At 51.6% G+C, this 24,743-nt stretch carries 27 protein-coding genes, 2 tRNA genes and 1 pseudogene; 16 read left to right on the top strand and 14 right to left on the bottom strand.

Annotated features, from left to right (window positions below; all coding sequences use genetic code 11):
* Positions 1-316: 316 nt before the first annotated feature.
* Positions 317-394 (bottom strand) — tRNA-Arg (locus tag TON_RS06940).
* Positions 395-548: 154 nt separating this feature from the next.
* On the opposite strand from TON_RS06940, the gene TON_RS06935 reads away from it, so the two are divergent.
* From TON_RS06935 to TON_RS06925, 3 genes are read left to right on the top strand one after another with little or no spacing between them, the layout of a single operon-like run.
* Positions 549-914 carry a BlaI/MecI/CopY family transcriptional regulator gene (locus TON_RS06935; RefSeq protein ID WP_012572332.1) on the top strand — a complete coding sequence of 122 codons (366 nt, stop codon included), beginning with the start codon at positions 549-551 and terminating at the stop codon, positions 912-914.
* 6 nt (positions 915-920) lie between these two features.
* Entirely contained in the window at positions 921-1,703 is a 783-nt protein-coding gene (locus TON_RS06930) for a M48 family metallopeptidase (protein ID WP_012572331.1), read from the top strand.
* Between the two features lie 5 nt (positions 1,704-1,708).
* The gene (locus tag TON_RS06925) at positions 1,709-2,248 is read left to right on the top strand and encodes a deoxycytidylate deaminase (RefSeq protein WP_048055087.1); all 540 of its coding nucleotides are present in this window, start codon (positions 1,709-1,711) and stop codon (positions 2,246-2,248) included.
* Here TON_RS06925 and TON_RS06920 read toward each other — a convergent pair.
* Together TON_RS06920 and TON_RS06915 are read right to left on the bottom strand one after the other, a co-directional pair.
* Positions 2,245-2,610 carry a DUF2304 domain-containing protein gene (locus TON_RS06920; protein WP_012572329.1) on the bottom strand — a complete coding sequence of 122 codons (366 nt, stop codon included), beginning with the start codon at positions 2,608-2,610 and terminating at the stop codon, positions 2,245-2,247. The two genes, TON_RS06925 and TON_RS06920, sit on opposite strands and share 4 nt — an antisense overlap.
* Positions 2,611-2,615: 5 nt before the next feature.
* On the bottom strand, positions 2,616-3,938 hold the full coding sequence (locus tag TON_RS06915) for an HAD-IA family hydrolase (protein WP_012572328.1): 1,323 nt from the start codon (positions 3,936-3,938) through the stop codon (positions 2,616-2,618).
* A gap of 55 nt (positions 3,939-3,993) precedes the next feature.
* Between TON_RS06915 and TON_RS06910 the strand changes: the two genes are divergently transcribed.
* On the top strand, positions 3,994-4,902 hold the full coding sequence (locus TON_RS06910) for an MraY family glycosyltransferase (protein ID WP_012572327.1): 909 nt from the start codon (positions 3,994-3,996) through the stop codon (positions 4,900-4,902).
* Here the strand turns inward: TON_RS06910 and cas6 are convergent.
* A pseudogene (gene cas6 / locus TON_RS06905) lies at positions 4,859-5,167 on the bottom strand (CRISPR-associated endoribonuclease Cas6); the annotation flags it as partial. The gene TON_RS06910 and the pseudogene cas6 overlap by 44 nt on opposite strands.
* Before the next feature lie 72 nt (positions 5,168-5,239).
* Here cas6 and TON_RS06900 point away from each other — a divergent pair.
* Both TON_RS06900 and TON_RS06895 read left to right on the top strand, forming a co-directional pair.
* Complete coding sequence (locus tag TON_RS06900) at positions 5,240-6,142, top strand: MBL fold metallo-hydrolase (protein WP_012572325.1); 903 nt, start codon at positions 5,240-5,242, stop codon at positions 6,140-6,142.
* Between the two features lie 303 nt (positions 6,143-6,445).
* Entirely contained in the window at positions 6,446-7,618 is a 1,173-nt protein-coding gene (locus tag TON_RS06895) for a nicotinate phosphoribosyltransferase (RefSeq protein WP_012572324.1), read from the top strand.
* A gap of 184 nt (positions 7,619-7,802) precedes the next feature.
* Here the strand turns inward: TON_RS06895 and TON_RS06890 are convergent, their stop codons facing one another.
* From TON_RS06890 to TON_RS06880, 3 genes are all read right to left on the bottom strand, one after another.
* The gene (locus TON_RS06890) at positions 7,803-8,006 is read right to left on the bottom strand and encodes a ferredoxin (RefSeq protein ID WP_012572323.1); all 204 of its coding nucleotides are present in this window, start codon (positions 8,004-8,006) and stop codon (positions 7,803-7,805) included.
* 131 nt (positions 8,007-8,137) lie between these two features.
* Positions 8,138-8,668 carry a metal-sulfur cluster assembly factor gene (locus TON_RS06885; protein WP_012572322.1) on the bottom strand — a complete coding sequence of 177 codons (531 nt, stop codon included), beginning with the start codon at positions 8,666-8,668 and terminating at the stop codon, positions 8,138-8,140.
* 63 nt (positions 8,669-8,731) lie between these two features.
* Positions 8,732-9,472: an ATPase gene (locus TON_RS06880; protein WP_048055172.1), complete on the bottom strand. Its 741-nt coding sequence runs from the start codon at positions 9,470-9,472 to the stop codon at positions 8,732-8,734.
* A 110-nt stretch (positions 9,473-9,582) separates the two neighbouring features.
* Here TON_RS06880 and bpsA point away from each other — a divergent pair, with 110 nt between their 5' ends.
* Positions 9,583-10,635 carry a N(4)-bis(aminopropyl)spermidine synthase gene (gene bpsA, locus TON_RS06875; protein ID WP_012572320.1) on the top strand — a complete coding sequence of 351 codons (1,053 nt, stop codon included), beginning with the start codon at positions 9,583-9,585 and terminating at the stop codon, positions 10,633-10,635.
* Positions 10,632-11,303 (top strand): nucleotidyltransferase domain-containing protein, encoded by a 672-nt coding sequence (locus tag TON_RS06870; RefSeq protein WP_012572319.1) that lies wholly within the window; start codon positions 10,632-10,634, stop codon positions 11,301-11,303. Before bpsA ends, TON_RS06870 begins: the two co-directional genes overlap by 4 nt.
* A 1-nt stretch (position 11,304) precedes the next feature.
* Here TON_RS06870 and TON_RS06865 read toward each other — a convergent pair whose 3' ends face one another.
* The 5 genes from TON_RS06865 to TON_RS06845 all read right to left on the bottom strand — a co-directional run bounded on the left by TON_RS06865 (position 11,305) and on the right by TON_RS06845 (position 19,096).
* Entirely contained in the window at positions 11,305-13,065 is a 1,761-nt protein-coding gene (locus TON_RS06865) for a prenyltransferase/squalene oxidase repeat-containing protein (RefSeq protein ID WP_012572318.1), read from the bottom strand.
* Between the two features lie 40 nt (positions 13,066-13,105).
* Complete coding sequence (locus tag TON_RS06860; RefSeq protein WP_012572317.1) at positions 13,106-15,076, bottom strand: S8 family serine peptidase; 1,971 nt, start codon at positions 15,074-15,076, stop codon at positions 13,106-13,108.
* A 310-nt stretch (positions 15,077-15,386) separates the two neighbouring features.
* Complete coding sequence (aor, locus tag TON_RS06855; protein WP_012572316.1) at positions 15,387-17,204, bottom strand: aldehyde ferredoxin oxidoreductase; 1,818 nt, start codon at positions 17,202-17,204, stop codon at positions 15,387-15,389.
* A 209-nt stretch (positions 17,205-17,413) separates the two neighbouring features.
* Positions 17,414-18,541 carry a tungsten cofactor oxidoreductase radical SAM maturase gene (locus TON_RS06850; protein ID WP_012572315.1) on the bottom strand — a complete coding sequence of 376 codons (1,128 nt, stop codon included), beginning with the start codon at positions 18,539-18,541 and terminating at the stop codon, positions 17,414-17,416.
* A 467-nt stretch (positions 18,542-19,008) separates the two neighbouring features.
* Positions 19,009-19,096, bottom strand: a tRNA-Leu gene (locus TON_RS06845).
* Between the two features lie 99 nt (positions 19,097-19,195).
* Between TON_RS06845 and TON_RS06840 the strand changes: the two genes are divergently transcribed.
* The 7 genes from TON_RS06840 to TON_RS06810 are packed head-to-tail and all read left to right on the top strand — an operon-like array spanning position 19,196 to position 22,879.
* Positions 19,196-19,804 (top strand): hypothetical protein, encoded by a 609-nt coding sequence (locus tag TON_RS06840; protein ID WP_012572314.1) that lies wholly within the window; start codon positions 19,196-19,198, stop codon positions 19,802-19,804.
* Positions 19,805-20,173, top strand: a complete 369-nt coding sequence (locus TON_RS06835) for a hypothetical protein (RefSeq protein WP_012572313.1) — start codon at positions 19,805-19,807, stop codon at positions 20,171-20,173.
* On the top strand, positions 20,174-20,473 hold the full coding sequence (locus TON_RS06830) for a DUF2178 domain-containing protein (protein ID WP_012572312.1): 300 nt from the start codon (positions 20,174-20,176) through the stop codon (positions 20,471-20,473). It begins immediately after the preceding gene.
* 11 nt (positions 20,474-20,484) lie between these two features.
* Positions 20,485-20,691 (top strand): helix-turn-helix transcriptional regulator, encoded by a 207-nt coding sequence (locus TON_RS06825; protein ID WP_012572311.1) that lies wholly within the window; start codon positions 20,485-20,487, stop codon positions 20,689-20,691.
* Positions 20,684-20,866, top strand: a complete 183-nt coding sequence (locus tag TON_RS06820; RefSeq protein WP_048055086.1) for a hypothetical protein — start codon at positions 20,684-20,686, stop codon at positions 20,864-20,866. Before TON_RS06825 ends, TON_RS06820 begins: the two co-directional genes overlap by 8 nt.
* A complete protein-coding gene (locus TON_RS06815; protein ID WP_012572310.1) occupies positions 20,847-21,605 on the top strand; it encodes an ABC transporter ATP-binding protein in 759 nt (252 codons plus the stop codon). Before TON_RS06820 ends, TON_RS06815 begins: the two co-directional genes overlap by 20 nt.
* Positions 21,602-22,879 (top strand): ABC transporter permease, encoded by a 1,278-nt coding sequence (locus TON_RS06810; protein ID WP_012572309.1) that lies wholly within the window; start codon positions 21,602-21,604, stop codon positions 22,877-22,879. Before TON_RS06815 ends, TON_RS06810 begins: the two co-directional genes overlap by 4 nt.
* Positions 22,880-22,889: 10 nt before the next feature.
* Here the strand turns inward: TON_RS06810 and TON_RS06805 are convergent, their stop codons facing one another.
* A complete protein-coding gene (locus TON_RS06805; protein WP_012572308.1) occupies positions 22,890-23,297 on the bottom strand; it encodes an RNA-binding domain-containing protein in 408 nt (135 codons plus the stop codon).
* Positions 23,298-23,367: 70 nt separating this feature from the next.
* Between TON_RS06805 and TON_RS06800 the strand changes: the two genes are divergently transcribed.
* Positions 23,368-24,177, top strand: coding sequence for a ZIP family metal transporter (locus tag TON_RS06800; protein WP_012572307.1), 810 nt, complete (start codon positions 23,368-23,370; stop codon positions 24,175-24,177).
* On the opposite strand, the gene TON_RS06795 is transcribed toward TON_RS06800, so the two are convergent.
* Positions 24,163-24,720, bottom strand: coding sequence for a dephospho-CoA kinase (locus TON_RS06795; protein WP_012572306.1), 558 nt, complete (start codon positions 24,718-24,720; stop codon positions 24,163-24,165). The genes TON_RS06800 and TON_RS06795 overlap by 15 nt on opposite strands.
* Between the last annotated feature and the right edge of the window lie 23 nt (positions 24,721-24,743).

Here is a 24,743-nt window from a genome sequence, read left to right as displayed (position 1 = left end):
CTTCCTGTACTCTCAAACCCCCGTAGTGGGGCAAAGCCCCACAGGAGAAAACTTTTCTGGTGAAAAGTTTCATCAAAGTTCATACGTGCTTTTCACGCGCTTCGCTCCCCGTGCTTTCGCTTTCAAACTGGTTTTGATATGGGTCTGCTTTTAACGGCGCCCAAAGGGCGTCAAGGAAAGAAACTCCTTGAGGGAGGCATTAATGGGAGAATTCAATTCCTACACGGCTTGTAAAAAAGGAATCCTTACTGCAATATTGATATTTCCAAGAGAACCACGAACCTTGATCAAACTTCACGAAGGTGAAGTTTGTTTTTGGCGGGCCGGGCGGGATTCGAACCCGCGACCTTCGGCTCCGGAGGCCGACGCTCTATCCAGGCTAAGCCACCGGCCCATGCCCATAACTACTCGGGAGGTAGATTTAAAAACCTAATTCCAGAATTGACTGAACTTAAAAGTACATGGAAGCACCAAAAAGCACAAAAACTTTTTAGCTAAAGCACCCTAAATAAAATAAAGTAAGGTAAGGAAGAAAAAAGGTGATACCCATGGAGCCCCACGAGTTCAAGCTCACCGAAGAAGGTATAAAGGCGGTTCTCCCACCCCTCGAAGCAGAGATAATGGAACACATGTGGAGGGTTAAGGTGGCCACCGCCGGCCAGGTCTACGAATACATGAAGGAGAAGCATCCAGACATAAGGCGCTCCACTATAAGCATTCTCATGAACCGCCTCTGCGAGCGCGGTCTGCTCAAAAGAAGCGTTGAGAAGGGAAGGGGTGGTATGAGATACGTCTACTCAATAACCACCACAAGGGAGGAGTTCGAGGAAAAAGTAGTGAAGAGTATCCTCGACGCCCTCATGACAAACTTCAGGGAAGCGACCTACGCATACCTCTCCAAAATTAAGAAGTGATGAAAGATGCTCTTCATCATAATAACCCTAGAGGTCCTGCTGGCAGTAGTGGCCCTAAAAGAACTGGGCCTCAAGATATCACTGACGGCATTTGGCCTCATCTTCGCATTCTATCTCTGGGTCTCCACCCACGACATCAAGGGTAACTATATCCCCCTTGAAAGAAGTGAGATCCCCTGGCTCTACGACGGCATAGCCAGAATGGCAAAGAAGGCAGGCCTCTCAATGCCAAGGGTTTACATCCTTGACGACTACATCCCAAACGCATACTCATTTAAGAACACGGTGGTCCTTTCCCTCGGACTTTTCGAGGTTCTTGACCAAGACGAAATACTAGCCGTTGCCGCCCATGAACTCGGCCACATAAAGAATGGCGACACAAAGATGTTTCCCATTATAGCCTACGGCAGGTACCTTATGATTGTGTTCACAGCGGTGCTGATTTTCCTAGCCCACAGCCCCACTGTCACAATAGCAGCACTCGGACTATACGGACTCTACGAGGTTACCCGCGCTAGCTTCCTGAAGAACAGGGAATTCCAGGCGGACGAAACCGCACTCAGACTCTTAGACGTCCCTATGAGCCTGAAGCGCGCCCTTGAGGAGCTTAAATACTACGAGGATCTCAGGATAGGAGTCAGGCTGAGCTCGCTGCCGAGCATTGAGCCGGCAATAGAGAGGAAGCAGAAAACAGCCATAATAGAGACCCATCCAAGTTATGATGAGAGAATATTCAGAATCTTGGTTGAAATAAATGGTAGTAACCTGTTCAACAGGCGCATGCAGTGATGGCTATGAGCGTTGAAATCTTCCTAGACCGGGAAAAGGCAGCGCGCATAAAGCGCATCAGGCCAACCAAGGACGAGTACTTTATGCTGATAGCGAAACTTGTGAGCCTTAGAGCAACCTGTCCAAGGCTCCGCGTTGGCGCCGTTGCCGTCAAGGACGGGTACATACTTGCAACAGGCTACAACGGTGCGCCGAGGGGAATGGAGCACTGTATTGATGTAGGCTGCCTCATAGTGGACGGCCACTGCCACAGGGCGGTTCACGCGGAGCAGAACGTCATAGCCATGGCAGCCAGAAAGGGCATAAGCCTCGAGGGGGCAACTCTCTACGTCACCCACTTCCCCTGCGACACCTGCTTCAAGTTAGTCATCAACGCAGGCATAAAGGAGATAGTATACGAGGAAATGTACCCCAACGAGGCAACTGAAGTACTCCTCAGGGAAGCACAGGAGAAAGGAATAGTGAAGATAAGGCAGTTCAGACTCCCGAAAGAGAGGGTGAAGCTCTTCCTGGAGGAGCTCTTCGGAGAGTTTGTGGAGGATTAAAGGTTCTTCTCTATTTTTTCCAGTCGCTTGTTTATCTCCTCCAGCTCCATGGCGATTTTCCTTGTTAGCTCGGTTATCTCGCGCTCGGTTTTGTCGACAGCGAGATAAACCCTGAACATCAGTATGTATGCAAGGCCAATACTTATAACGAAGAGGGCATCGAGACCTCTACCAAGACCAAGAATGTGCTTTATTTCGTTGGCTATCTCCAAAGGAAATATTGCGACTATTAGGAGGCCAAGCAGGAGTGCTTCCCAGAACAGGAAGTCTCCCCACTCAAATTCCTTGCGCCCATACCTTCCAAGCACATAGACCATCAATGCGAGAACAATAACTATAGTTATGTACTGAACCGCATACATACCCATCACCTCAGTTTATCGAACAGCAGATTAAGGGCTATCTTAACCCCCTCCAGGATGTTTGTGCCCTTCTTCATGGAGTACTCCGTATAAACTGCTTTAATGGGAACTTCCACAATCCTGCAACCGTTCCTCGAGGCCTCTATGATTATCTCGCTCGAAACTGCATAGCGGTCGCAGGTTATCGTTATTTTTGACGCACACTCCTGACTGAAGCATCTCAGTCCACTCTGGCTGTCGCTGACGTACTTCCGCGCGAAGACCGCTGTTATAGCATCAAGGACGAAGTTACCAAAGCGCTTGACGAAGGGCATCTCGCTCGTGTCGCCCTTGAGCCTCGAACCAACTGCAAAGTCGGCTTTGCCCTCAGCGACTGGCTTCATAACACGAAGGGCATCACTCACTAGGTGTTGACCATCGGCATCAAAGGTGAGTATAAGTCTCGCATTCTTCCTGAGGGCATAGGCAATGCCAGTCCCAAGGGCCCCACCGAGGCCTCGGTTGACAAGGTGGGTAAGGACGTGAACGCCTCTGGAGCGTGCTACCTCGGCTGTTTTGTCCCTGCTGCCATCGTTGACGACGATTATCTCTTCAGCCCGGAAGTAGCGCAGGAGATCGTCAAGAACTGTCCCAATGGTTCTCTCCTCGTTGTAGGCAGGAACGACCACGTATGTACTCAATAGGTTCTCCAACAGCGGAAGGAGGCCTTTAATCGTTTCAATCTCGAAGTTCGGCTTCGCCTCAACGCTAAAACTCATCCTCCCAGCGGTGTGGTCAGTGATCATGACGCTCAGCGCACCTAGCTCCCGGGCGGGAATTATATCGTAGCCGTGATCTCCAACGACGAGAACCTTGCTCGGCTCGACCCCAAAGGCTGTAATTATCCTTTCAAGCTGACCAGCGTTCGGCTTGACTTCCCTGGCCGGAACATCGTCCCGGGTGGATATCAACGAGAAGTAGTCCTTAATACCGTTCATCTCGAGGGCCTTCATCGTTGCCTCGCGGGAACTCCTTGTCATTATCGCCATTGGGATGCCCCTTGCCTTTAGGAACTCCAGAACGTCGAGAACGCCATCGAAGAGAAAGCTCTCCGCTATTCGTCCCACCTCGAGCCCGACCATTATCGAGTATAGCTCCTCAAAGCTTCTCCCCGTTTCCTTCGCTATCCGATGGAGATTTTCGCACATTGGAGTGAGATCACCAATGATATCCTGGGGGATTCCCATCTCCAGCAGCCTTGATTTAAGCTCCTCCTTGACTTGGGCAAAAGGCTTTGGTGCCCCGATGAGGGTTCCGTCGAGGTCAAAGACAACGAGCCTTATATCCATGGTCTTCACCGAAGGGTTTATTTTTGGGCCGTTGTAACACCGAGGGGTGTCTAATATGATAGTCGTTGCTCCTCTTATAGGTTTAACTCTGACACTCATCATGACGCCATACATCGCGGAAAGGATGAGAAGAGCCGGCATTGTCGGGAGGGACATCCACAAGCTTGACCAGCCAGAAGTGCCGGAGATGGGGGGGATCGCTCTTATCCTGGCCCTGCCAGTTGCACTTTCGCCGTTTTTAACCGAGAAGATTTCCCTGGCGACAACGGTGTTTCTCCTTTTCGGAATTATCGGCGTTGTTGATGATCTAACCAATCTGAGGCAGCTTCACAAGGTCATTCTCTCACTTTTCGTATCAATCCCAGTTGCCGTCATAGGAGTTTCATCCCATATCGATATCTTCGGCTTTGACCTGAATCTCGGGGTACTCTATCCCATCTTTGCCGTGCTCTTTGTAACAGGTTCAGCCAACTTGGTGAATATGCTTGCTGGATTCAACGGACTCGAGATCGGCACCTCCACCATAGCACTTCTTTTCCTAGCACTGATAACAGACGGAAATGCTCAACTGCTTGCACTTACTGGTCTCGGCGCGGCTCTCGGCTTCCTGCGTTGGAACAAGTATCCAGCGAAAGTCTTTCCCGGCGACACGGGAACGCTCAGCATGGGGGCACTTATAGGATTAATAGGGATTATTGGAAAAGTCGAGGTTTATACTGCAATACTCCTGATTCCACACTTTTTGGACTTCATCATAAAGGCAACAAGTGTACGCTTTGGGGTGAGAAGACACGGAAAAACTAAAGTCCTCCCGGACGGGACGCTCCAAGCACCACCTTATCCGAGCTTTTTGGGGACGATAATGAGAAAAATAAGAGTGAACGAGCCGAAGCTTGTCGCGATAGTCTGGCTGGTAGAGGCTACTCTTGGTCTTCTCGTCTTAGTTCTTCGTCAATCACTTTGACCATACCAAAGCCATATCTGGTTTTTTCTCCAAAGCCGTTCTCATAGCCGAAGCGAGCTATCTCGAGGGAGCCGCGATAGCGGAATATCATCAGAGAGCCACGATAGTATGTGTCCTTAACGAGTATCCGGACGGGCTTGAACTTGATAACATCTATGCTGAAATCCCTATCCTCAGGCATGGAACCCATGATCGCAGAGTAGCGCATCAGCATGACCTTGCGGAGCTTATCGAAGAATGCCTCCTCGTTCGGGTAGAGATCCCACTCATCATCGGTCAACCTCACTAATGGGTAGGGCTTATTAAGGTTTGGCCCTCCATTTTGTTAGGTGATGGAATGCGCGTCATCCCACTCGCGTCGGAGAGCCTCGGCGTGAGGAGCTTAGCCACCTTCGTAGAGGCCTCTGGAATAAAAATCCTCATCGACCCCGGTGTCGCCCTCGGGCCGAAGCGCTACGGCCTTCCACCGGCTAAGGCCGAGATGGAGGTACTCCAGAAGATGAGACGGAAGCTTCAGGGCTACGCGCGGAGGAGTGAGGTTGTCGTTATTTCCCACTATCATTACGACCACCACACACCGTTCTTCGAAGGTCTGTACGAGAGTTCAAGCGAGAGCTACGCGAGGGAGATATACGAGGGAAAGCCCCTCTTCATAAAGCACCCCCGGGAAAACATAAACTTCAGCCAGAGGAAGCGCGCTTGGGCCTTCCTCAAAAACACCGAACCGATAGCGGGGAAGATTGAGTTCGCGGACGGCAAATCTTTTGACCTCGGCGGCGTTGAGTTGGAGTTCTCTCCAGCCGTTCCCCATGGAAGCGAAGGTTCCAGGCTCGGCTTCGTTGTGATGACGCTCATTGATGACGGCTCTAAGAGAGTAATCCACGCGAGCGATATTCAGATGCTCAACAGAAAATCTGTAGAGTGGATAATCGAGAAGGTTCCAGATTTGCTCATAACTGGGGGACCACCGACATACCTCGGTAAGCGCGCTGAGGGAAGCTGGCAGGCTGGCATTAAAAACCTCAACGAGATAATCCGCGAAACAGGAGCGGAGATAATACTCGACCACCATATCATCAGGGATAAGAACTATCCGAGGTTCTTCGACGAGCTCGAGGAGATACCAAAGACCTTCGCGGGCTACCTGAAGGTTGAAGATCGACCGTTGGAGGCTTACAGGCGGGAACTTCACAAAATCGAGAAAGGTGGGGAGGCAGAGATACCGTTCAAACTAAGTTGAGGAAGCCGCCGTCCCTAGGGATAATCACTCGTCGAGTGCGTGAAAGGACAGTTCCTATATAATCACCAGATTGTGGTCGTCAACATTGGGTTTTTCGGTGACCCAGGCCACTTTACCTCACGTTACGTCCTTTATCGCCCCCGCCATCCAGTGAGCGACCTTCTCCGTCGAGCATCACTTGGTGTTGTATATTGTGCAGACCATGATTTCACCTACCCACGGGGTCAGTTTTGGTACTACTTAGACCTTTCAACTGAGGAAAGCCTTAAATCGAGGGGGGTAAAGTTGTTTTAGGTGAGGAAAATGAGGGATTTCTATATCGCCCACGAGGAAGATATAAAAGCCGGAAGGACCACTGACGTTTACTTCATTAGGACAAAGAAAATCCTTGAGAAAAAGGGCATCCACAAGAAGGTTTTCGCCGACGTAACCACGACGGGACTTCCAAAGGGCTGGAAGTGGGGAGTTCTGGCTGGAATCGAAGAAGTTGCCAAGCTCCTCGAAGGTCTGCCGGTGAACGTCTACGCCATGCCAGAGGGGACGATATTCCACCCCTATGAGCCTGTTCTTCAGATTGAAGGATACTACGAGGAATTCGGCATCTACGAGACTGCCTTACTCGGAATGCTCAGTCAGGCGAGCGGTATAGCCACCGCGGCATTGAGGGTCAAGATCGCCGCGAACTTCAAGCCAGTCTATTCCTTTGGCATAAGGCACATGCATCCTGCCATAGCCCCAATGATTGACCGCTCGGCATTCATAGGCGGCTGCGACGGGGTGAGCGGCGTTCTCGGGGCAGAGATGATAGGTGAAAAGCCCGTTGGAACGATGCCTCACGCGCTGATTCTTACCGTAGGTGACCAGGTGAAGGCCTGGAAGTACTTCGACGAGGTCGTCGAGCCGGAGGTGCCAAGGACAGCGCTGGTTGACACCATCTGCGACGAGAAGGTTGAGGCTCTGATGGCAGCTGAAGCCTTAGGAGAACGCCTGACCGCGGTGAGGCTCGACACGCCCGGCTCGAGGAGGGGCAACTTCAGGAGGATAATCGAAGAGGTCCGCTGGGAGCTCGACCTAAGGGGTTACGAGCACGTTAAAATCTTCGTCAGTGGAGGCCTAAACGAGGAGAGCATAAGGGAGATAGTGGACATCGCAGATGCTTTTGGCGTTGGCTCGTCCATAGCCAGTGCGAAACCTATAGACTTCTCCCTTGACATAGTCGAGATCGAAGGAAAGCCTTTCACCAAGCGTGGCAAGCTCAGCGGAAGGAAGCAGATATACCGCTGTGAGAACGGCCATTACCACAGGGTTCCAGCAGATAAAAAGCTGGAAAGATGTCCAGTCTGTGGGGCGAAAGTCGAGCCGCTCTTAAAGCCGCTCATTGAAAACGGTGAAATAGTGGCAGAACTTCCAAAGGCGACGGAGATAAGGGAGTACGTGCTTGAGCAAGCGGAGAGGTTCGGGCTGGGACTCGACTGACAGAGAAGATTGGATTGGCCGCCCCAATGGATCCCGTGGCTGACGGGAGCCTGATGGGCTGTTTTTATTCCTTTATTATGTTGTTAGGGTACTGTTGAGAACTTGTAGATTTTAAAGGAGTACCAAAAACTGAAGGGCAATGGGAAGGAAAACGACGAATAGTGAGAATGAAAAAGGAGAGGCTTCAAGCCTCCTCAATGACGATAGCGCTGACCGGGCAGGCCTCAGCAGCCTCAACTGCGCAGTTGTAGAGGTTCTCGTCCTCGATAACCTCCACAACCGGAACAGCCTTGCCCTCGTCGTTCATCTCGAAGACGTCCGGGCAGAGGCTAGCACAGATGGCATCTCCAATACAGGTGTCCTGGTCAACCATAACCTTCCACGCCATGGCACATCACCGCTTTTAGATGAACTTCGGCGAATATAAACTTTTCGTCGAGGAAAAAGACTCCAAACGACGAAAATTCGTGGAAGAAGGAGAAAAATTGGACTCTCATGAACAGAGAGGGACAGGATGGGTCAATAAAGTCCGAGTTTCTTTTTGTACTCATCGCTTATCCTGTCCGGCGTCCACGGTGGATCGAAGGTGAGCTCGATTTCGGCGTCTTTAACGCCCGGAATCTCGAGTATCTTATCCTCGACAGCCCTGAGAATCCACATCGTCAGCGGGCAGCCAGGGGTGGTCATCGTCATCTTGACGTAAACTGTCTTGTCTGGCCTGATGTTCAGCTCGTATATAAGGCCCAAATTGACAACATCAACGCCAATTTCTGGGTCGATGACTTCCTTGAGCTTCTCGAGTATCATTTCTCTTGTTACTTCGGCGTTGTCATCGACCTGCTTGTCCCTCTCACGGTTTATCGTGATTGTGCCAATTCCTTCGATCTTCTGGAGCTCAGTGTTGAGCCTTATGAGAACGTTGTCGATGTCCGGAGTGTCTTTTGAGAGGGTAATTGTTACAGAACCATCCTCACCGATTTCAAGCCCTTTAACGTACTTCTCATCAACTACCGCTTTAACCTTCTCCATTACCTCTTCCTTGGTTACCATAATTCACCACCTAAGCGAAGTTCAAGATAACAAATTTAAACCTTTTGGGTCAGAAATGGGTAATCAACGGGATAGGATATCGAATATCAATGCCTCTGCTATTTTTGGGGTTATTGCCCTGGCTCTGAGCTCACGGAGAACCCTTTGAATCGAGAAGCGCTTCACACTTGGGGCTTTTCTGAAGGTTTCCCATAGGAGAGGGCAGCCAAACTTGAGATCGTACTTGCCGCCAATCAGCTCGATTATCTCAGCTTTATCAAGGGCCAGAAAGGCCGGGAAGTTAAGCGTTATCAGATCTCCGTTCTTGTAGATGGAAATAAGGCCAGAGCTCAGCAAGTCACCGCTGGCTACGATTTTGGCACCTATCTCTCTCGCGTAGTCCTCAACGGCCTTTATGACCATCGAATGGCAGCGGCCACAGATCGGAGCACCCTTGTTCATCTGCTCAGTCATCGCCTCAATATAACCAGGAATATCAACAAAAACCGCGCCGTAGCTTTTGGCCTTCTCGATAACCCCTTCGTTCATCTGGGGGAGCTTTGCCGTAACTGGTACAACCTCGAAGCCAGCCCAGCGGAGGATTTTGAGGGTTGAGGTACTGTCAGAGCCGGCAGAGAAAGCCAGGACTATTTTTTCACCAACGGGTGAGCGGTCGAAGTCTTTACCTGTTAGGCGGTACTCCAGGAGGGCTCTGAGACGGGAGTAAGCCCTCTCGCCGATGTAAGGCCTAACATGCTCAAGGGCCTCGCGGTTGTATTCGAGACGATAGCGCTTGATAAAGTCATCTCCAGCAATCCTCAGCATCAGAGAAGCAAAAGTTGGGAGACTTATTAACTTTACCACTGTGGAAAACATTTAAAAGCGCCTCACCTTAACCCCGTTCACGAACCAAAATCCTTCTGGAGGTGCTTGAAATGAGGGAGATAGTTGAGAGGGTTAAGGAGAAGACGAGCATCCCCGTTTATGATAGGACCATTGAGAACGTTCTGAGCGCGGTTCTCGCGAGCAGCGATGTCTGGCGCATAGTTGACCTCAGTGAGGAGCCTCTTCCGCTGGTCGTCGCGGTGATAACGGCCCTCCACGAGCTCGGCTACATCGCTTTCGAGGAGAACGGCGTGAGGCTCACCGCCAAGGGAAAGGAGCTGGTGGAGAAGTATGGAATCGGGTCGAGAAAGGACTACACCTGCTCCCACTGCGAGGGCAAGACCGTCGAGCTCGACGCCTTCAGCGATCTGCTCGAGCAGTTCAAGGAGATCGTCAAGGACAGGCCCCAGCCGCTCCATGACTTCGATCAGGCCTACGTTACGCCAGAGACCACCGTGGCAAGGATTGCCCTGATGCACACGAGGGGCGACCTTGAGAACAAGGAGGTCTTTGTCCTGGGTGATGACGACCTCACCAGCGTTGCCCTGATGCTCAGCGGCCTTCCGAAAAGGATAGCCGTCCTCGACATCGACGAGAGGCTTGTTAAGTTCATCGAGAAGGTCGCGGACGAGATAGGCTTCAGCAACATCGAGATGTTCACCTTTGACCTCAGGGAGCCGCTTCCCGACTATGCCCTCCACAAGTTCGACACCTTCATCACCGATCCTCCTGAGACTGTTGATGCCATAAGGGCCTTCGTCGGCAGGGGAATCGCCACCCTCAAGGGCCCTGGTTGCGCTGGCTACTTCGGCATAACCAGACGCGAGAGCTCTCTCGACAAGTGGCGCGATATACAGAGGGTTCTCCTCAACGAGTTCAACGTCGTCATAACGGACATCATCAGGAACTTCAACGAGTACGTCAACTGGGGCTACGAGGAGGAGACCAGGGCCTGGAAGCTCCTTCCGATTAAGGTCAAGCCGTCCTACAACTGGTACAAGAGCTACATGTTCAGGATTCAGACCCTGGAAGGCTCAAAGGGCTACGAGGAAAAAATAGAGAACTGGGACATCTACAACGACGAGGAAGCCTCGACCACATGAAGGTTGAAGGCCTCATAGAATGCGTGAGGCAAAAGCTCGGCCGGGTTCCCGGCCTCCACTCTTTAATTCTCTTTGGCTCGCTGGTTAGGGGCGACTTCATTCCCGGAACGAGCGACGTTGACTTCTTCGCGGTTCTTGAAGATGGCGCTGATCCAGAGGGGATTCTCTCAAAGATAAGGCCCGTTCTCGAAGAGTGCTCATCCTCTCTCAGGTCAGTTGAAGTTGATATTGCATGGGAATATTATTCCAACCTCCGTGACCCGCTGAACCTTGGTTATCCCTACAAGTTCCTGACGATATATCACCGGGACTTTCGCGAGAACCATGTAGTAGTTCTAGGCGAGGATGTTGTAGAGTCTCTCCCCGAGTATAACTTCAGGGAAATACTTTCTGCCCGGTTAGATGGAATTCTGGAGAACCTTGAGCGATTTTCTGGAAACAGGAAGATGCTCCACATCCTTGCTGGAGAAACGGCTCGGCTACTGGCATTTATCCATGGCTCTGACCTGAAGAAGGATGACGTCCTTAAAACGCTGAAAGATCTCGGCGATGGTGATGCGATTAGAATATACGAGGCATATCTTGATGGAAGAAAAACATACTTTGACGAAGAGTTTCTGAAAGAGTTCGTGAGATTCAGGGTAGGAAAAATGAGGAAAGGCCTTTAGATCACCTTTTATTTCGTTTCTTCCAGGACCTTGACACCACAACGGCAAGTGTTATTAGAACTGCTCCTGCTATTATGTAGATGTATGCCATCCTTTTACTTGGTGCCGGTTCGCTGGCGATGAAGCCATTTACCTCATAGGCATTAATCATCAGTGGACTCTGAGAGGGATAAATGACCACGTAGCCGTCCAAGCTGCTAACATCTGCGCTGTTCGTAGAGTTACCGATGTAAAGTCCATTTCTCACGAGAAGGAACGTCGCATTGGCCAGCTTTACTGCATTCCCGCTTTCCTCGGGCTCTGGTATGTCAACGTAGAGTATGGTCCTGAGGAACTGAACTCCCTTCTCGTACATTGGGGTGTCCGTAAGCCCTGCCTCCTGAAGGGCCCACAGAACCCTGGTCGTGGACGTCAGCCCTACCACCGAACCCTGAGTGTATGGCCAGCCGCCGTTAGGATACTGTCTTTCTGCGAGGATGCTGAGGCTCTCGTTAAGGGGCCTTTCGAGGCCAAACTCCTTGAAGACGATGGCCGCGTAGGCGAAGTAGTAGGTGGGCGTGTTGTAGTAAATCGGGTTGCCTGTTTTGGAATCTTTCGTCTCGAGCATCCAAGTGAGGTTCTCCTGGAGATATTCTAGAGACCTAGCATAGTCATAGTTCACACCAAGATTCTTGAGCACCCAGACGACGTATTCCGTGTTGTAGAAGTCCTTCCAGATGCCATCCTTAGATATCTTGAGGAGGTAGCTGACGGCATCTTCATAATCCTCGCTGAGCAGGGCCTTAACTCTCGCTACTTCAGCGATCTGCCATGGGAGCAGAGCCGAGTAGTTGGTAGGGAGTTCGGGCTTCTTGCCACAGGCTATATAGTAGTCGGCGAGAATCACCTTCTCCCAGTCGTCGTTGGGTGTTATCTTGTCAATATAAGGGCAGGCTATCGGCTTTAAGTCCTCAAAACCACTTATCTTCGAAGCGCTCAACAGGTCGAGGACACGATAGTGAAGAACTCCCCAGAAGCCGAAGTGTTCTTTCTTGAGGAGTTCCTCGCGGTATTTTTCACTACCGGTAGCGTAGAGGGCCATTGCTATTGCTACCGTGCTCTGAAAGTCCTCAGTCAACTCAATCCTCTCACCCATATAGGCGAGTGCAAATGCTCGGTATGCTGCCAGTTCACCGTCAACTTCCATCTTCTTCAGATCTTCCTTTTTCCCTAGAGCCATATAGCCGAATACTCTCTCGACGTCGTTCTTCGGCTGTGCGGCCATAAGCCAACCCTGGGCCCTGTCTATTGCCTCCTGAACCTGCTTCCTAAACCCTGGGAGCTTCTCGTTGAGATAGCCGCTATTGAGGAACTCCCTGAGGGCAATAAGTGCGAGGGCAGTGTCGGTATAGTCCTGCCAGGAGCCGTCTGGATTCTGCTTGTAGATGAGCCAATAAGCGGCGCTGTTTATGGTGGTGTTGTACCTTCCACTAGCTATCCTCTCGCCCCTTATGAGCGCGAGTATCGCCATCGCGGTGTACTTGGCTTCGTGGTCTTCGCCGTATGCGAACCCCCATGAGTCAAAAGGTGTCCTGAGCATCATCAGCCACTCGCAGCCCTCGAGAACCTTCGCATAGTCACCAGTTTCATAGAGGGCAAGAACTGAAAAGGCCGTGTCAGGGACGGTCGGCTTGTATACGTAGGGCTCGATTTTAGCGTTTGCGAGAGGAACAGATGATAAGATGATCATAACAAAGAACACTGCTGCGAGAACTTTTCTCATGGCTATCACCTCAAATGAAAAGAGAAAAGAGGCTTAAAAATCAACCGTAGTAGACAACGACGTCAAGCTGGTAGCTGGCCCAGCCGTAGGTGTTGTAGGCGTAGACTATGAACTTCCATGTTCCAGGAGCCGGGTTAAGGTACTCGACGTGCTCGTAGCTGGTGGAGGTCTCGGAGCGGTCGACGAGGTTGCCGTTCGGATCGTAGAGATAGAGGTCAAGGTCGTGGAGTGAAGTGTCGAAGGTGAGGTCACCGGCTATCTTGGTAGCTCCGCTGTTGACGGTCATGGTGAAGCTGTCGCTCTTGTCGTACCAGTCGTGGACATAGCCAGTGAAGGTCTGGCTGTCGGTGGTGGGAGTTGGGGTAGGAGTGGGCGTCGGAGTGGTTCCGGTAGACTGGCTGAGAGTTCCATCACTGACGACGTCGACCTGGTAGTTGGCGGCACCGCTGTAGCTGACAACCTTAACCGTCCAGGTTCCAGCGGTCGGGTTGTAATAACCAACCTTCTCGAATCCGTAGTAGGAGGTGTAGGAGTAGTCGACCTGGTTGCCGTTCGGGTCGTAGAGATAGAGGTCAATGTCACTGGCGCTGTTGTCCCAGTAAAGGGTAGCGGTGACGAAAGTCGCGCCGCTTATGTCGAAGGTGTGACTGACGCTTCCCTTATCCGCGACGGAGCCGGTGAAGACAAGCTTGGCGTAGTTGTCGTAGTTGATGGCCTTGTAGACATTGACCCTACCTGCACCGTATGCGATATCGGCTATTTCAGCTGGGGCCACTATGTCGGCGGTCTCAATGAGGGCAGTCTTGATCTTGCTGTTGGTCCAGTCCGGGTGAGCCTGGAGGAGCAAGGCGGCAACTCCAGCGACGTGCGGGGTGGCCATGCTGGTTCCGGAGGCCTTGGTGTAGTAGGTGTCAATCGGGGTTCCCATGCTGGTTCCGGCGGCCCTCGGGGCAATGATGTCAACACCCGGAGCGACAACCTCCGGCTTAAGCCTGCCGTCGGCGGTCGGACCCCTGCTTGAGAAGCTAGCTATAGTGTCGGTGCTATCAACGGCACCCACGGTTATGACCTTACTGGCAGCAGCTGGAGAACCGACGGTGTAGGTGTTAGGACCGCTGTTTCCAGCTGCGACACAGACAACAAGGCCCGCATCCCAAGCGGCGTTGACCGCCTGGCTGAGTGAATCAGTACCATCGGAGCTCTGACTTGAACCGAGGGAGAGGTTGATGACCTTAATTCCATAAGCGTCCTTGTTCTGGACTACCCAGTCAACACCGGCTATAATGTCTGATATGCTTCCAGAACCGTCGGCGGCAAGAACCTTGACGCCGACGAGCTTGGCGCCCGGAGCGACACCGATGTACTGGCCGTTGCTCGCGGCACCTGTTCCTGCGACAATACCAGCAACGTGGGTTCCATGACCGTTGTCATCGTACGGGGTGGTCTTTCCGTTCACGGCATCGTACCAAGCGATGACTTTACCCTGGAGGTCAGGGTGGTTGGCGTCGATACCGGTATCGATAACCGCAACGACTATTCCAGTGCCATCGTAACCGAGATTCCATACGGCATCGGCCTGAATCTGAGCAACTGACGTTGAGTCAGCGGCCTGAACCTTGTAGTCCTCCTGGATAAACCTCACACCGGACAGCCTGCTGTTTCCAAAGAAGCCTGAGTCGATCATTCCCGCAACGAGAAGGAGATCCTTGACCTTTATTTTAACTGCAACCGCGGGTATAATCTTGTAGCTGTACTTAATCTCAGCGCCCATTATCTCGAGAATCTGCACTGCCCTATCGCGGTCAGCTGGGCTGTTGAACATTATGACGGTGCTAATATCTTGGTTCCAGTTCATACCCTGGATCTTCTTGAAGAGTCCCGGAGTCAAGAGTCCATAGTTCTTTTCCTGTACCGGGCTCACTGCGATTGGCTTTGTTGGCACAGCTGCTGCAGTCCCGGCAATTAGACCAACAAGAAAGAGTGCAACCACAGCTGCTTTCCAACCTTTCATTCATATACCCCCTTGTTGGATTTTAGCGCATTGAACCATCCGGGTACTCTACCCGTCATCGAGGCACTTCTCTGGACATCTACCGTATAAATCTTTCGATTTTAAAGCGTATTATTACATATGGTCGGTATAACTGGGCGATTTTAGTTATTTTACGTAAACTTAAAACACAACAGATTGTGAGTTATATTGGGCGAAAACTAACATATAATCCCCAACAGGGGACAATGTAGCACGATGTGCACGGGCCCCTGTAGGAACCTCAGAATATTGGAGAAACAACAATATATTAAAGAAAAGACAAGAGAATTCAGAACTCGTTCAGGCCGAGCTCCTCGAGCTTCTCCTCGGGAATTCTTCCATCCTCGGTCCAGCCGCGGAGTGCATAGTACCTCGGAAGCATCTCCTTGAGCCTGACGACCCTTCCCTTATTCGGACCCTGCTTGACGGGCTCCTCGAGGAGCCTCTTGGGCAGGGTGTCCTCCTTGAGTGGATCGAGGCCAGCCTTGAGGTTGAAGAGCCTCTCTGCGTTCCAGATGCGCTCTCCGATCTTGAGGTACTCCTCGGTAGTGAGGTCCCATCCGAGAGCTGCATTAAGCATGTCGCGGTAGTCGTCCGCACCAAGTCCGAAGGTTGTGAATACACACAGACCCGCGGCGTCTATCAACGCGGTAAGATCCTGGAAGATTATGACCATCTTAACCTTCTCGTCGCTAATGTCGTGTGGATCCATCTTGTATGGGTAGCCAAGTATCTCCGGACTTATCATGTACTGCTTAATGTGGCCGCCGCCACGGTTGTTGGTAGCGTAACCAAGGCCATGGCCCTCTGCACCCCTCGGGTCGTAGGCCGGAAGCTCCTGCTTCTTGACGCCCATGAAGTACTCGGTGCCGTTGTACATCTCGGCAAGCCTGTAGCCACCCTCGGCGAGCTTGTCACCGAAGCCCTCTCTCCTGGCTATCTTCTCGATGTAGTAGTGCAGAACCTCGGTGTTGCCCCACCTGAAGGGCGGAGCCTCCTCGCCGAGATCCTCAGGCTTGATTAGGCCCTTCTCGAAGAGCTCCATGGCAGTGGCGAGGGTTCCACCGGTTGAAATGGTGTCCATACCGAGCTCGTCTATCATGTGGTTAGCCTCTATAATGCTTGCCAGGTCGTTTATTCCGAGGTGCGCTCCGAGCGCCCAGATGCTCTCGTATTCGGGACCTTCGGTGACTCCTACGGTTGGAAGCTTGTTGACCCTTCCACAGCCGATCGGACAGGCGTAACAGGGCTTATTCCTGATGAGGTATTTGGCGGTCATGGCCTCACCGCTCTGCTCTTCGGCGTACTCAAACTGGCTGTCCTGGAAGTTCCTGGTCGGGTAGAGGCCATTCTGGTTGATTATATTGACAAGAACTGCGGTACCATACTTGGGCAGTCCACCGCCAGCAACAGGATCGTTCCTCAGCTTGTCGATCTTCTCCTTCACTACGCTGGTGAACTTGGCCCTGTCGGCGATCTCAACCCTCTTGTGGCCGCGAACGACTATCGCCTTGAGGTTCTTGCTTCCCATGACGGCTCCAACGCCACCTCTTCCGGCTGCCCTGTGCTCGTCGTTCATTACCGCAGCGAAGCGGACGAGGTTCTCACCTGCCGGGCCTATTGAGGCGATGCGAACCCTCTTGTCGCCGACTTCTTCCCTGAGTTTCTCTTCGGTCTCGCTCACGAGCTTGCCCCAGAGGTGGCTTGCATCCCTGATTTCAACCTGGTCGTCGTTTATGTATATGTAAACCGGGTGATCAGCCTTGCCCTCGACTATTATAGCGTCCCAGCCAGCGAACTTCAGCTCGGCTCCGAAGAAGCCACCGGAGTTGGCCATGGCTATATAGCCAGTCAGTGGGCTCTTGGTTATAACCATGTATCTGCCGCCAGTTGGGGCAGTGGTTCCAGTCAACGGGCCGGTGGCGTATATTATTTTGTTTTCAGGGCTGAATGGGTCAACCGTTGGGTCTATCTCCTTCAGGAGGTAGTAGATACCAAATCCTCTGGTTCCAAGCCACTTCTGGGCAAACTTTTCGTCGAACTTCTCTTCACTGATTTTGCCTGTGCTTAGGTTAACCCTCAAAATTCTTCCCCAGTATGCAAACATACTTCAATGCCCCCCAGTTGTTGTCAGAAACATTTTTGTACACTAGTGCTAATAAACTTGACGAAAGCAAAATGGGGAAACACAAATATATCAAGCAAGTGGATTTGTTTAACAGAAAAAATTGTTTAACAAAAAAAGTTGAGACCATTTCCGAACAACTAAGTTGGAAAACCACACATTGGCTCCGAAGAAAATTAAAAATAGTCAAGCTACCAAAAGCCCTTCATACCCTTTTCGGGTATCGGGCAGATGACTATGCGCCTGGACCATAGACAGTCCGCGCAGCTCGGGCTGTTGCCCCAACAGTCGGAGTTTGTATCCTGGACAAATGAGCAGGACTCATTGAGCGGACAGTCAGTGCAGCTTGGATAGAGGGAGTTCTTAACGACGAATCTGAACCAACTGTACTCCCTACTCGTCCAAATGTCCGCTAGGCTCTTCTCCCGAACATTGCCAAAGGAGTAAGCGGTGACTATTTTTTCTCTGCCGAAGACGACCTCAGGATATGTGTGCAAGAAGCGGTAGCAGGGAGCTACTTCCCCATCCCACCTTACTACGGCCACTTTCTTATCAATGAACTCACAGTGCCGTTCTGTTCTCAGGGAGAACTCAGCTATCTTCTGTAGATAGCCATGGTAGATGGCTTGGAGTTTGTCAACTATTGGTTTCATGTCCACGCTACCATCGTAGACTATCATATCAGCATGCTCCTTGTTTATTGGAATGATGTTTGAGATGAGTAGTGTGTCAACACCCAAAGAGCCAACGTAGTGCGCTATCTCGGGTAGCTCCTTGTAGTTCTCCTTTGTCGCCACGACCTCAACGCCTATGTGGGGAACGTCCCTTCCCAGCTTTTTCTTGACCTCCTGAATCTTCCTGATGCGGGATCCGGTGTAGTCTGGCTTTATATGTCCAATGTCGACTGGCTGTGTCGGTACGGAATCGATCGAGAAGTATATTAAGTCAACCCCAAGCTTCACAAGCTCCTCTATTCGCTTGTCCGTAAGGAGGAATCCGTTGGTGCTTATGCCGAGGGCAAAGCCACGTCTCTTCACTTCCCTGACCATGTCCATGAAGCGGGGGTGAACAGTTGGCTCGCCTATGCCACCAAAGTAAATCATCTCCAGCTCTGGAAGCTCCTCTGCATCATCGAGTATCTTGATGAAGAGATCCCAGTCCATGTCGCCTTCGTCGTCCTCCCAGTACTGCTTGAAGCACATCTCACAGCGGAGGTTGCAGCGGTTGGTTATCTCTATGTAGAGATATTTCAAATCGGGCTTCTTGGGGATTAGAACGAATGCACCATCAAGGTCGAACTTATGAGCGTCGTTCTCCAACTTAGATCACCTGGCTGCGAAATAAAATGGATATATTTATAACGTTTAGTGGACAAGTTTGGGCAACGGATTTGCTTGTGCAGTTTGATATTTGCAGTGAAACACTGTGGAGGAGCCTTTGGAAAGTAGACCCACCTAAGAACAGCCACTTTAAGAGTGACATGCGAACCTTGATCAAACTTCGCGCGGGCAAATAAACTTTGCATAGCAAAGTTTAATCAAAGAGCGCCCTTCCTATAAAACGCTAGGAGCATTGGCGTGCACTCTCTAAACCTCCACTAAAAGCGGGTTTAACTTCAAGAAGAGCCTTTCAAGCAGTTTGCTTTTTGTTCTGGCACCCGAAGGATGCCTCGAGGGGAGCAAACACTGTAAAACCGCCATTTAGAGAGTAAACCCCTTGAAAATTTGGCACTTCAAAAAAGCACACACTCTTTCCGCCAGCGCTTTGCGCCAGCAAAGGGCTGTTTTGGTGCGGGGGCGGGGATTTGAACCCCGGAACCCCTGCGGGACGGGACCCTAAATCCCGCGCCTTTGACCAGGCTCGGCTACCCCCGCGCGGTTTTGAGTTGTCATGGCAGATTTAAAAACTTTGGGGCAAAGCTTATAAGGATGTAAAGGAAGCTTTACGTAAAGGAAACTTTACATGGTGGGAGCATGGAGAAGTGGAAGAGGAACGTTGCCGGCCTATTCCTGATGTTTGCACTCACCTATACTCTCTACTTCGTCTGGCTTTACGTGGAAAGTGGCGGGACGATGATGGTGAGCTACGAGCTTCCGGAGAGCTGGTTTCCGCTTTTCGTTGGAATCTTCACCTTTGGCGTGGCCTTCTTTGGAGGTTTTCTGCTAACGGCGGTAACCCGAGAGGATTTGATATTGAGGAGAGGTTTCCTGCCCCAGCTCCTAACTCTGAGTGTTCTCTTTGGCTTCCTCTCAGGAATAATGGCCACGGCGATGAAGTTAAGCACGTCCAGGCCATTCCTTCTCGTGGTCTTCCTTCTCGGCGTGGCCCTCTGGATTACATTTGCCCGCAGGCACTCGAAGGAAATCCAGGCTGAAGAACCGATAACGGACGAGAGGGAGGAGCTGATAGAGCTGAGGAGCAAGGCCCTTGTGAGCGATGCCATGATAACGCTCCTCGCGGTAGTGCTCATCGGAGACATCTTCGGCCTTTGGGAGTTAAATGAGACGCCTCTTTACTTCCTCCTCGCGACTTGGGTATTTGCTTACCTCGCTGGCCAGCTCTACTACAGGAAGGTGATGTGAATGGGCTTTAGGGCCATCCACTTCGTTTTCTTATTCGTCACGATTTTCCTGATGAACTACTACTCAAGGACGAACACCTACCTGAGCTGGTTCTTCTTCACGCTGACGATAGCAGGAACGTGGCTCCTGATGAAGGCCTACGAGGCAAAGGTTGGGCCGGTGGAGGATGAGAGGACGAGACTGATAACTATGAAGAGCTTCTACCACGGCCTGCTCCTCGGCCTTGTTGTTCTCGGCTACGAGATCATCTGGCTCGCCGGGCACGATTACGAAACGGCCGCCGTGTTCGTGAAGTGGCTTATGCTTCCCCTAATGGTCGGGATCCTGACTGCAATGATTCTAAAGGTACGCTATGAGATGGTGATGTGAATGAACGAGCTCGCCTTGGTATCCTTGGTGGCACTCATCGGGGGAGGATTTCTTGGATACTTCATGATGCGGACAATAGTGGAAAACACGGGCGTTCCCATAGACGAAAGGGGCCTTGAGATTTCCAAGCTCGCTGCCATGAGAACGCTGGAGTTGGTACTTCTCGTAACGGTTCTCTCGCTGTACTACTCGTGGCTGGTTCTCAGGGACGAACGGTGCACCAACCTTTCAAGCTTAATCTTCGCTACGATATTCTTCGGAAACCTCGCCTTCAGAGCATACTATTCAAGAAAGATGTGAGGGAATGACTTATGAAGAACCGCGTCCGTGAACTTAGGGAAGCCAGGGGACTGACCCAGGAAGAGCTGGCCAAAGCCCTCGGCGTCACAAGGCAGACGATAATAGCGATAGAAAAGGGTAAGTATGATCCGTCGCTTAAGCTGGCTTTCAAGATAGCGCGCTTTTTTGGAGTTCTCATTGAGGACATTTTCATCTACGGTGGTGATAGTGATGTTTAGGAGTAGATACCGGAAAGTTGCTTGGCTTCTCATCATCGGGGCCTTGGTAACGGGATTTGCCGGTGGCTTTTCAGGGTTTGAGCGGGTCGGATGGCTCGCCCTGCTCTTTGGCATTGGGGTGGTTGCACTCCTTGAGTACAACCGGAGGGTTGCCAATGGTCATGGTAGAAGTTAAGGGCCTTGAGAAAGACTACGGAAAAGTGAAGGCCCTCAAGGGAATAAGCTTCGAGATTCAGGAGGGTGAAATCTTCGGTCTCATCGGGCCTAACGGTGCGGGAAAGAGTACTACGTTAAAGATACTCTCAACGCTTCTCAGACCAACGGCTGGAAAGGCGAGCATAGCGGGCTACGACGTTGTCAAGGATGCCTCAAAGGTCAGAGAGTTCATAAGCTACCTGCCGGAGGAAGCTGGCGCCTACAAGAACCTCACGGGTTACGAATATCTCGAGTTCATGGCGAGGCTCTACGCCAAGGGCGGGAGGAACTTTGAGGAGATGCTGGAGCTCGGTGTTAAGCTGAGCGACTTGGGGGACAGGCTCTATGACAAAGTTTCGACGTATTCCAAAGGAATGACGAGGAAGCTCCTCATAGCGAGGGCTCTGATGGTGAAGCCCAAGCTGGCAATTCTTGACGAACCCGCAAGCGGCCTCGATATAGTCAACGCTTACACCATAAGGAAGACCATCAGGGAGTTCGCGAGGAACGAGGGCGTTACGTTTCTTATCTCGAGTCACAACATGCTCGAAGTCGAGTACCTCTGCAACAGGGTTGCTCTCATCAATGAGGGCAGAATAGTCGACATGGGCACTCCGGCCGAGCTCAAGGAGAAGTACGGCGCTGAGAACCTCGAAGAGGTCTTCATGAGGGCTGTGGGGGCGGAAATCAATGAACCCGTTGGGGGTGAGGGCTCATGAGCGACTTCTGGGTGATGGCGAAGAAAGAACTCAGGAACCTCTTCAGGGACAGGAAGCTTATCTTCGGTCTTGTGGTTATACCTCTCATCCTGTTCCCGGTCATGGGCAAGGTAATAACCCTTGGGCTGGAGCAGGCACAGGGCGAGACGAAGGTCGCCATAGTGGACTTCGACGAGGGAGGGTACGGTGAAGTTCTGATAAAGGCCCTTGAGGTAACTCCAAACATAACTGTCGCGGTCATCAACGCAACATCCCTGGATGAAGCCCTTCAGAAGGCAGTTCTGGAGAAGCAGAACGTTCTTGTAGTGATCCCTCCAGACTTTTCGACGAGGCTTGAAGAAAACGAGAAAGCTACAGTTCAAATTTACGGTATCTTCACGACAATCGGTGCGGGTATAAAGGAGAGCGTCAGTGAGGGCAGGATAAACGCCGTTATCGGAGTTCTAAGCGATGGGATAGCCCGGATAAAGATTGAGCAGCTCGGGGCTGGAAATCCAGACGCGATACTTCGGCCGATAGAGACAGAGAGCAAATCTGTCATCAGGGGTAAGATAGTTGACATCCAGCCGAGCATAGTCTCGAACGTCATAGCCTCACAGGCCTTCTCAATACCTATGATAGTCTTCCTTATGGTGATGGTCACCGCCCAGATGGCTGCCGGGGCGATGGCGGCCGAAAAGGAGAACAAAACCCTTGAGACGCTCCTGACCCTTCCCGTTGCCAGAACAAAGATAGTAGGTGCCAAGATCTTTGGAACCGCCGTCATGGGTCTGATGGCGGCGATAGCCTACATGATAGGAATGCGCAGCTACCTCGGCTCCTTCGGTCTGGGGGCGACGGGCATAACCCTCGAAGACATTGGTCTCAGCGTGACGCCGATGGGGATGCTCCTCTTCGCCCTCGTCGTCTTCCTGACCATAATATTCTCCCTCAGCTTGGCGATGATACTCGCAATCTTCGCGGAAGACGTGCAGAGCGCCACAACGGTGGTGAGCGCAGTGATAATGCCCCTTGCCTTTCCTGCGTTCCTCCTTATGTACACTGACATCAGCGACCTGCCAGTGGCCATCAAGTATGTCCTGCTGGCGATTCCGTTCACACACCCGATAGTGGACTACCGCTACATCCTCCTTGGTGACTACGGTTCAGTATTTCTTAGCGTGGGGTATCTTGCCTTAATGGCCGGACTGACGCTCTACGTTACCGCGTGGATATTCTCAACGGAGAAGGTTATGACGGCAAAAATAAGCTGGGGAAGGAAGAAGATGGGGTGAGCCTTTCTTTTTATTCTATAGGTACTCCATCTTTTGTCCTCGGTGCGAGCCACTTCATGAGCCTCTGCGGATCTTTGGTACGGATGATTATTGTTATCGGGCCTAGCGGGGATTCCTCGTTGAAGTTCACCACTCCAGCGTAAGCTGCCTGTTTGTTGACCTTTATGATTATCTCCTCGCCGAAGTAGCCCTCCTCAAGGAAAGAGCGCGCCGTGTCGAGTATTGCCTGGCCGCGGAAAAGCTCGTAGAGCCTCTGAAGGGCTTTCTTGCTCCTGGTTTTTCCGGTCAAGATGATGTAGTCTCCTCTGTCGAATGCCTCGAACTCCAAATCCGGAATCAGATTCAGCATCGCCCTCTTGACCTTCTCTATATCCTCCGTCGGATAAACGTAAGCCTCAACTTCAACTTCCTCGAACATATTCCCACCGTCACCCACTCGACCCAAAGCTTATAAAGGCAACCCCCCTATTAATTAGGGTGGCCTAACAGTGTTAGACAACTTCATCTCGAACCTCGCCGAATGGATGCTCGAGATCTCCGGGGGCAGCATCCTGTGGGTCTCCTTCTATGCGGGCCTTTTTGTGGCTATCATGACCTCTCTCGGCGCGATGGTGGCAATATTCGCCAAGAACATCCCTGAAAGGGGAGTTGACTTCAGCCTGAGCTTTGCGGCTGGAGTTATGATAGTCGCGAGCTTCACCAGCTTAATTCTCCCTGCTATAGAAAGCACCGGGGGCTTTGGGCCGGCTGGAATTGGAATAGCCCTTGGCATTCTCGTGATCTCCGTGATAGACCGCCTCATCCCCCACGAGCACATGGTCAAGGGCTACGAAGGCCCAAGCGATTTGAAAGATAGGCTCCGGAAGGTCTGGCTCCTCGTTCTCGCCCTCATAATCCACAACCTGCCAGAGGGATTAGCCGTTGGTACTTCTCTAGTTTACAACCTTGAGGTTGGCCTAGTTACGGCCATCGCTATAGGCATCCAGGACTTCCCTGAAGGGACTGTCGTCTCGCTCCCTCTAGCCGTCATTCAGAAAAAGCGCCTCCAACCGATTATGATCGGTGTTCTGAGCGGGTTGGCTGAGATGGCGATGGTAATCCTCGGAGCGATCTTTTTCACGGCCTTTGCTTGGTCTCTGCCCTACGGCCTTGGGTTGGCAGGAGGGGCCATGCTCTACGTAACTGTGAAGGAGATGATTCCTGAGATATATAGGAGAGAAGAAAACGAGACGCTTGTAACTCTGGGCTTCTTCGTTGGATTCTACGTGATGCTCTTCCTCGACTCAATGCTCGGCTAAAATCTTCTCAACGAGCTCCTGAACTCTTCTTTCGTATTCTTCCTTCGGGCAGTCGTTGACTATCATGTAGTCGGCCATTGCTATGACGTTTCCGATGCCGAACTTGAGCTCCTTCCAATCGCGCTCTTCAAAGTCCTCCCAGCTCTGCGGGTCGTCGTGTCTTCCCCTGGCTTTGAGCCGCTCGAAGCGCATATGTGGCGGTGTATGGACAGCGACGATGATGATCTCCTCACCAGGAAAAGCGCTCCTGAAGGTTCCTACCTCGTCAAGAGAGCGGACGCCGTCGATTACAACTACTTTATTCTTTCTGAGCAGTTCTCTGACCTTCTCAACGGCGAGCTTTGCCACGGCATTCTGGCCCAGTTCCTGCCTCAGGCGAATGCTCACCTTGGCAACGTTCTCCTTTGTGAGCTCGAGGCCACGCTTGGCAGTCTCTTCCCTTACGACGTCGCCCATAGAAACGCTCGGGACACCTCTCTTCTCGAACTCTTTAACGATCTTGCTTTTTCCTGAACCTGGCATTCCTGTCACGATGATTATCATAGTGCCCACGCCAAAGTAAAAGG

Source organism: Thermococcus onnurineus NA1 (genome assembly GCF_000018365.1).
Classification (GTDB): domain Archaea; phylum Methanobacteriota_B; class Thermococci; order Thermococcales; family Thermococcaceae; genus Thermococcus; species Thermococcus onnurineus.
The sequence above is the reverse complement of the archived record's forward strand: the minus strand, read 5'-3'. Positions and strand labels throughout refer to the sequence as shown.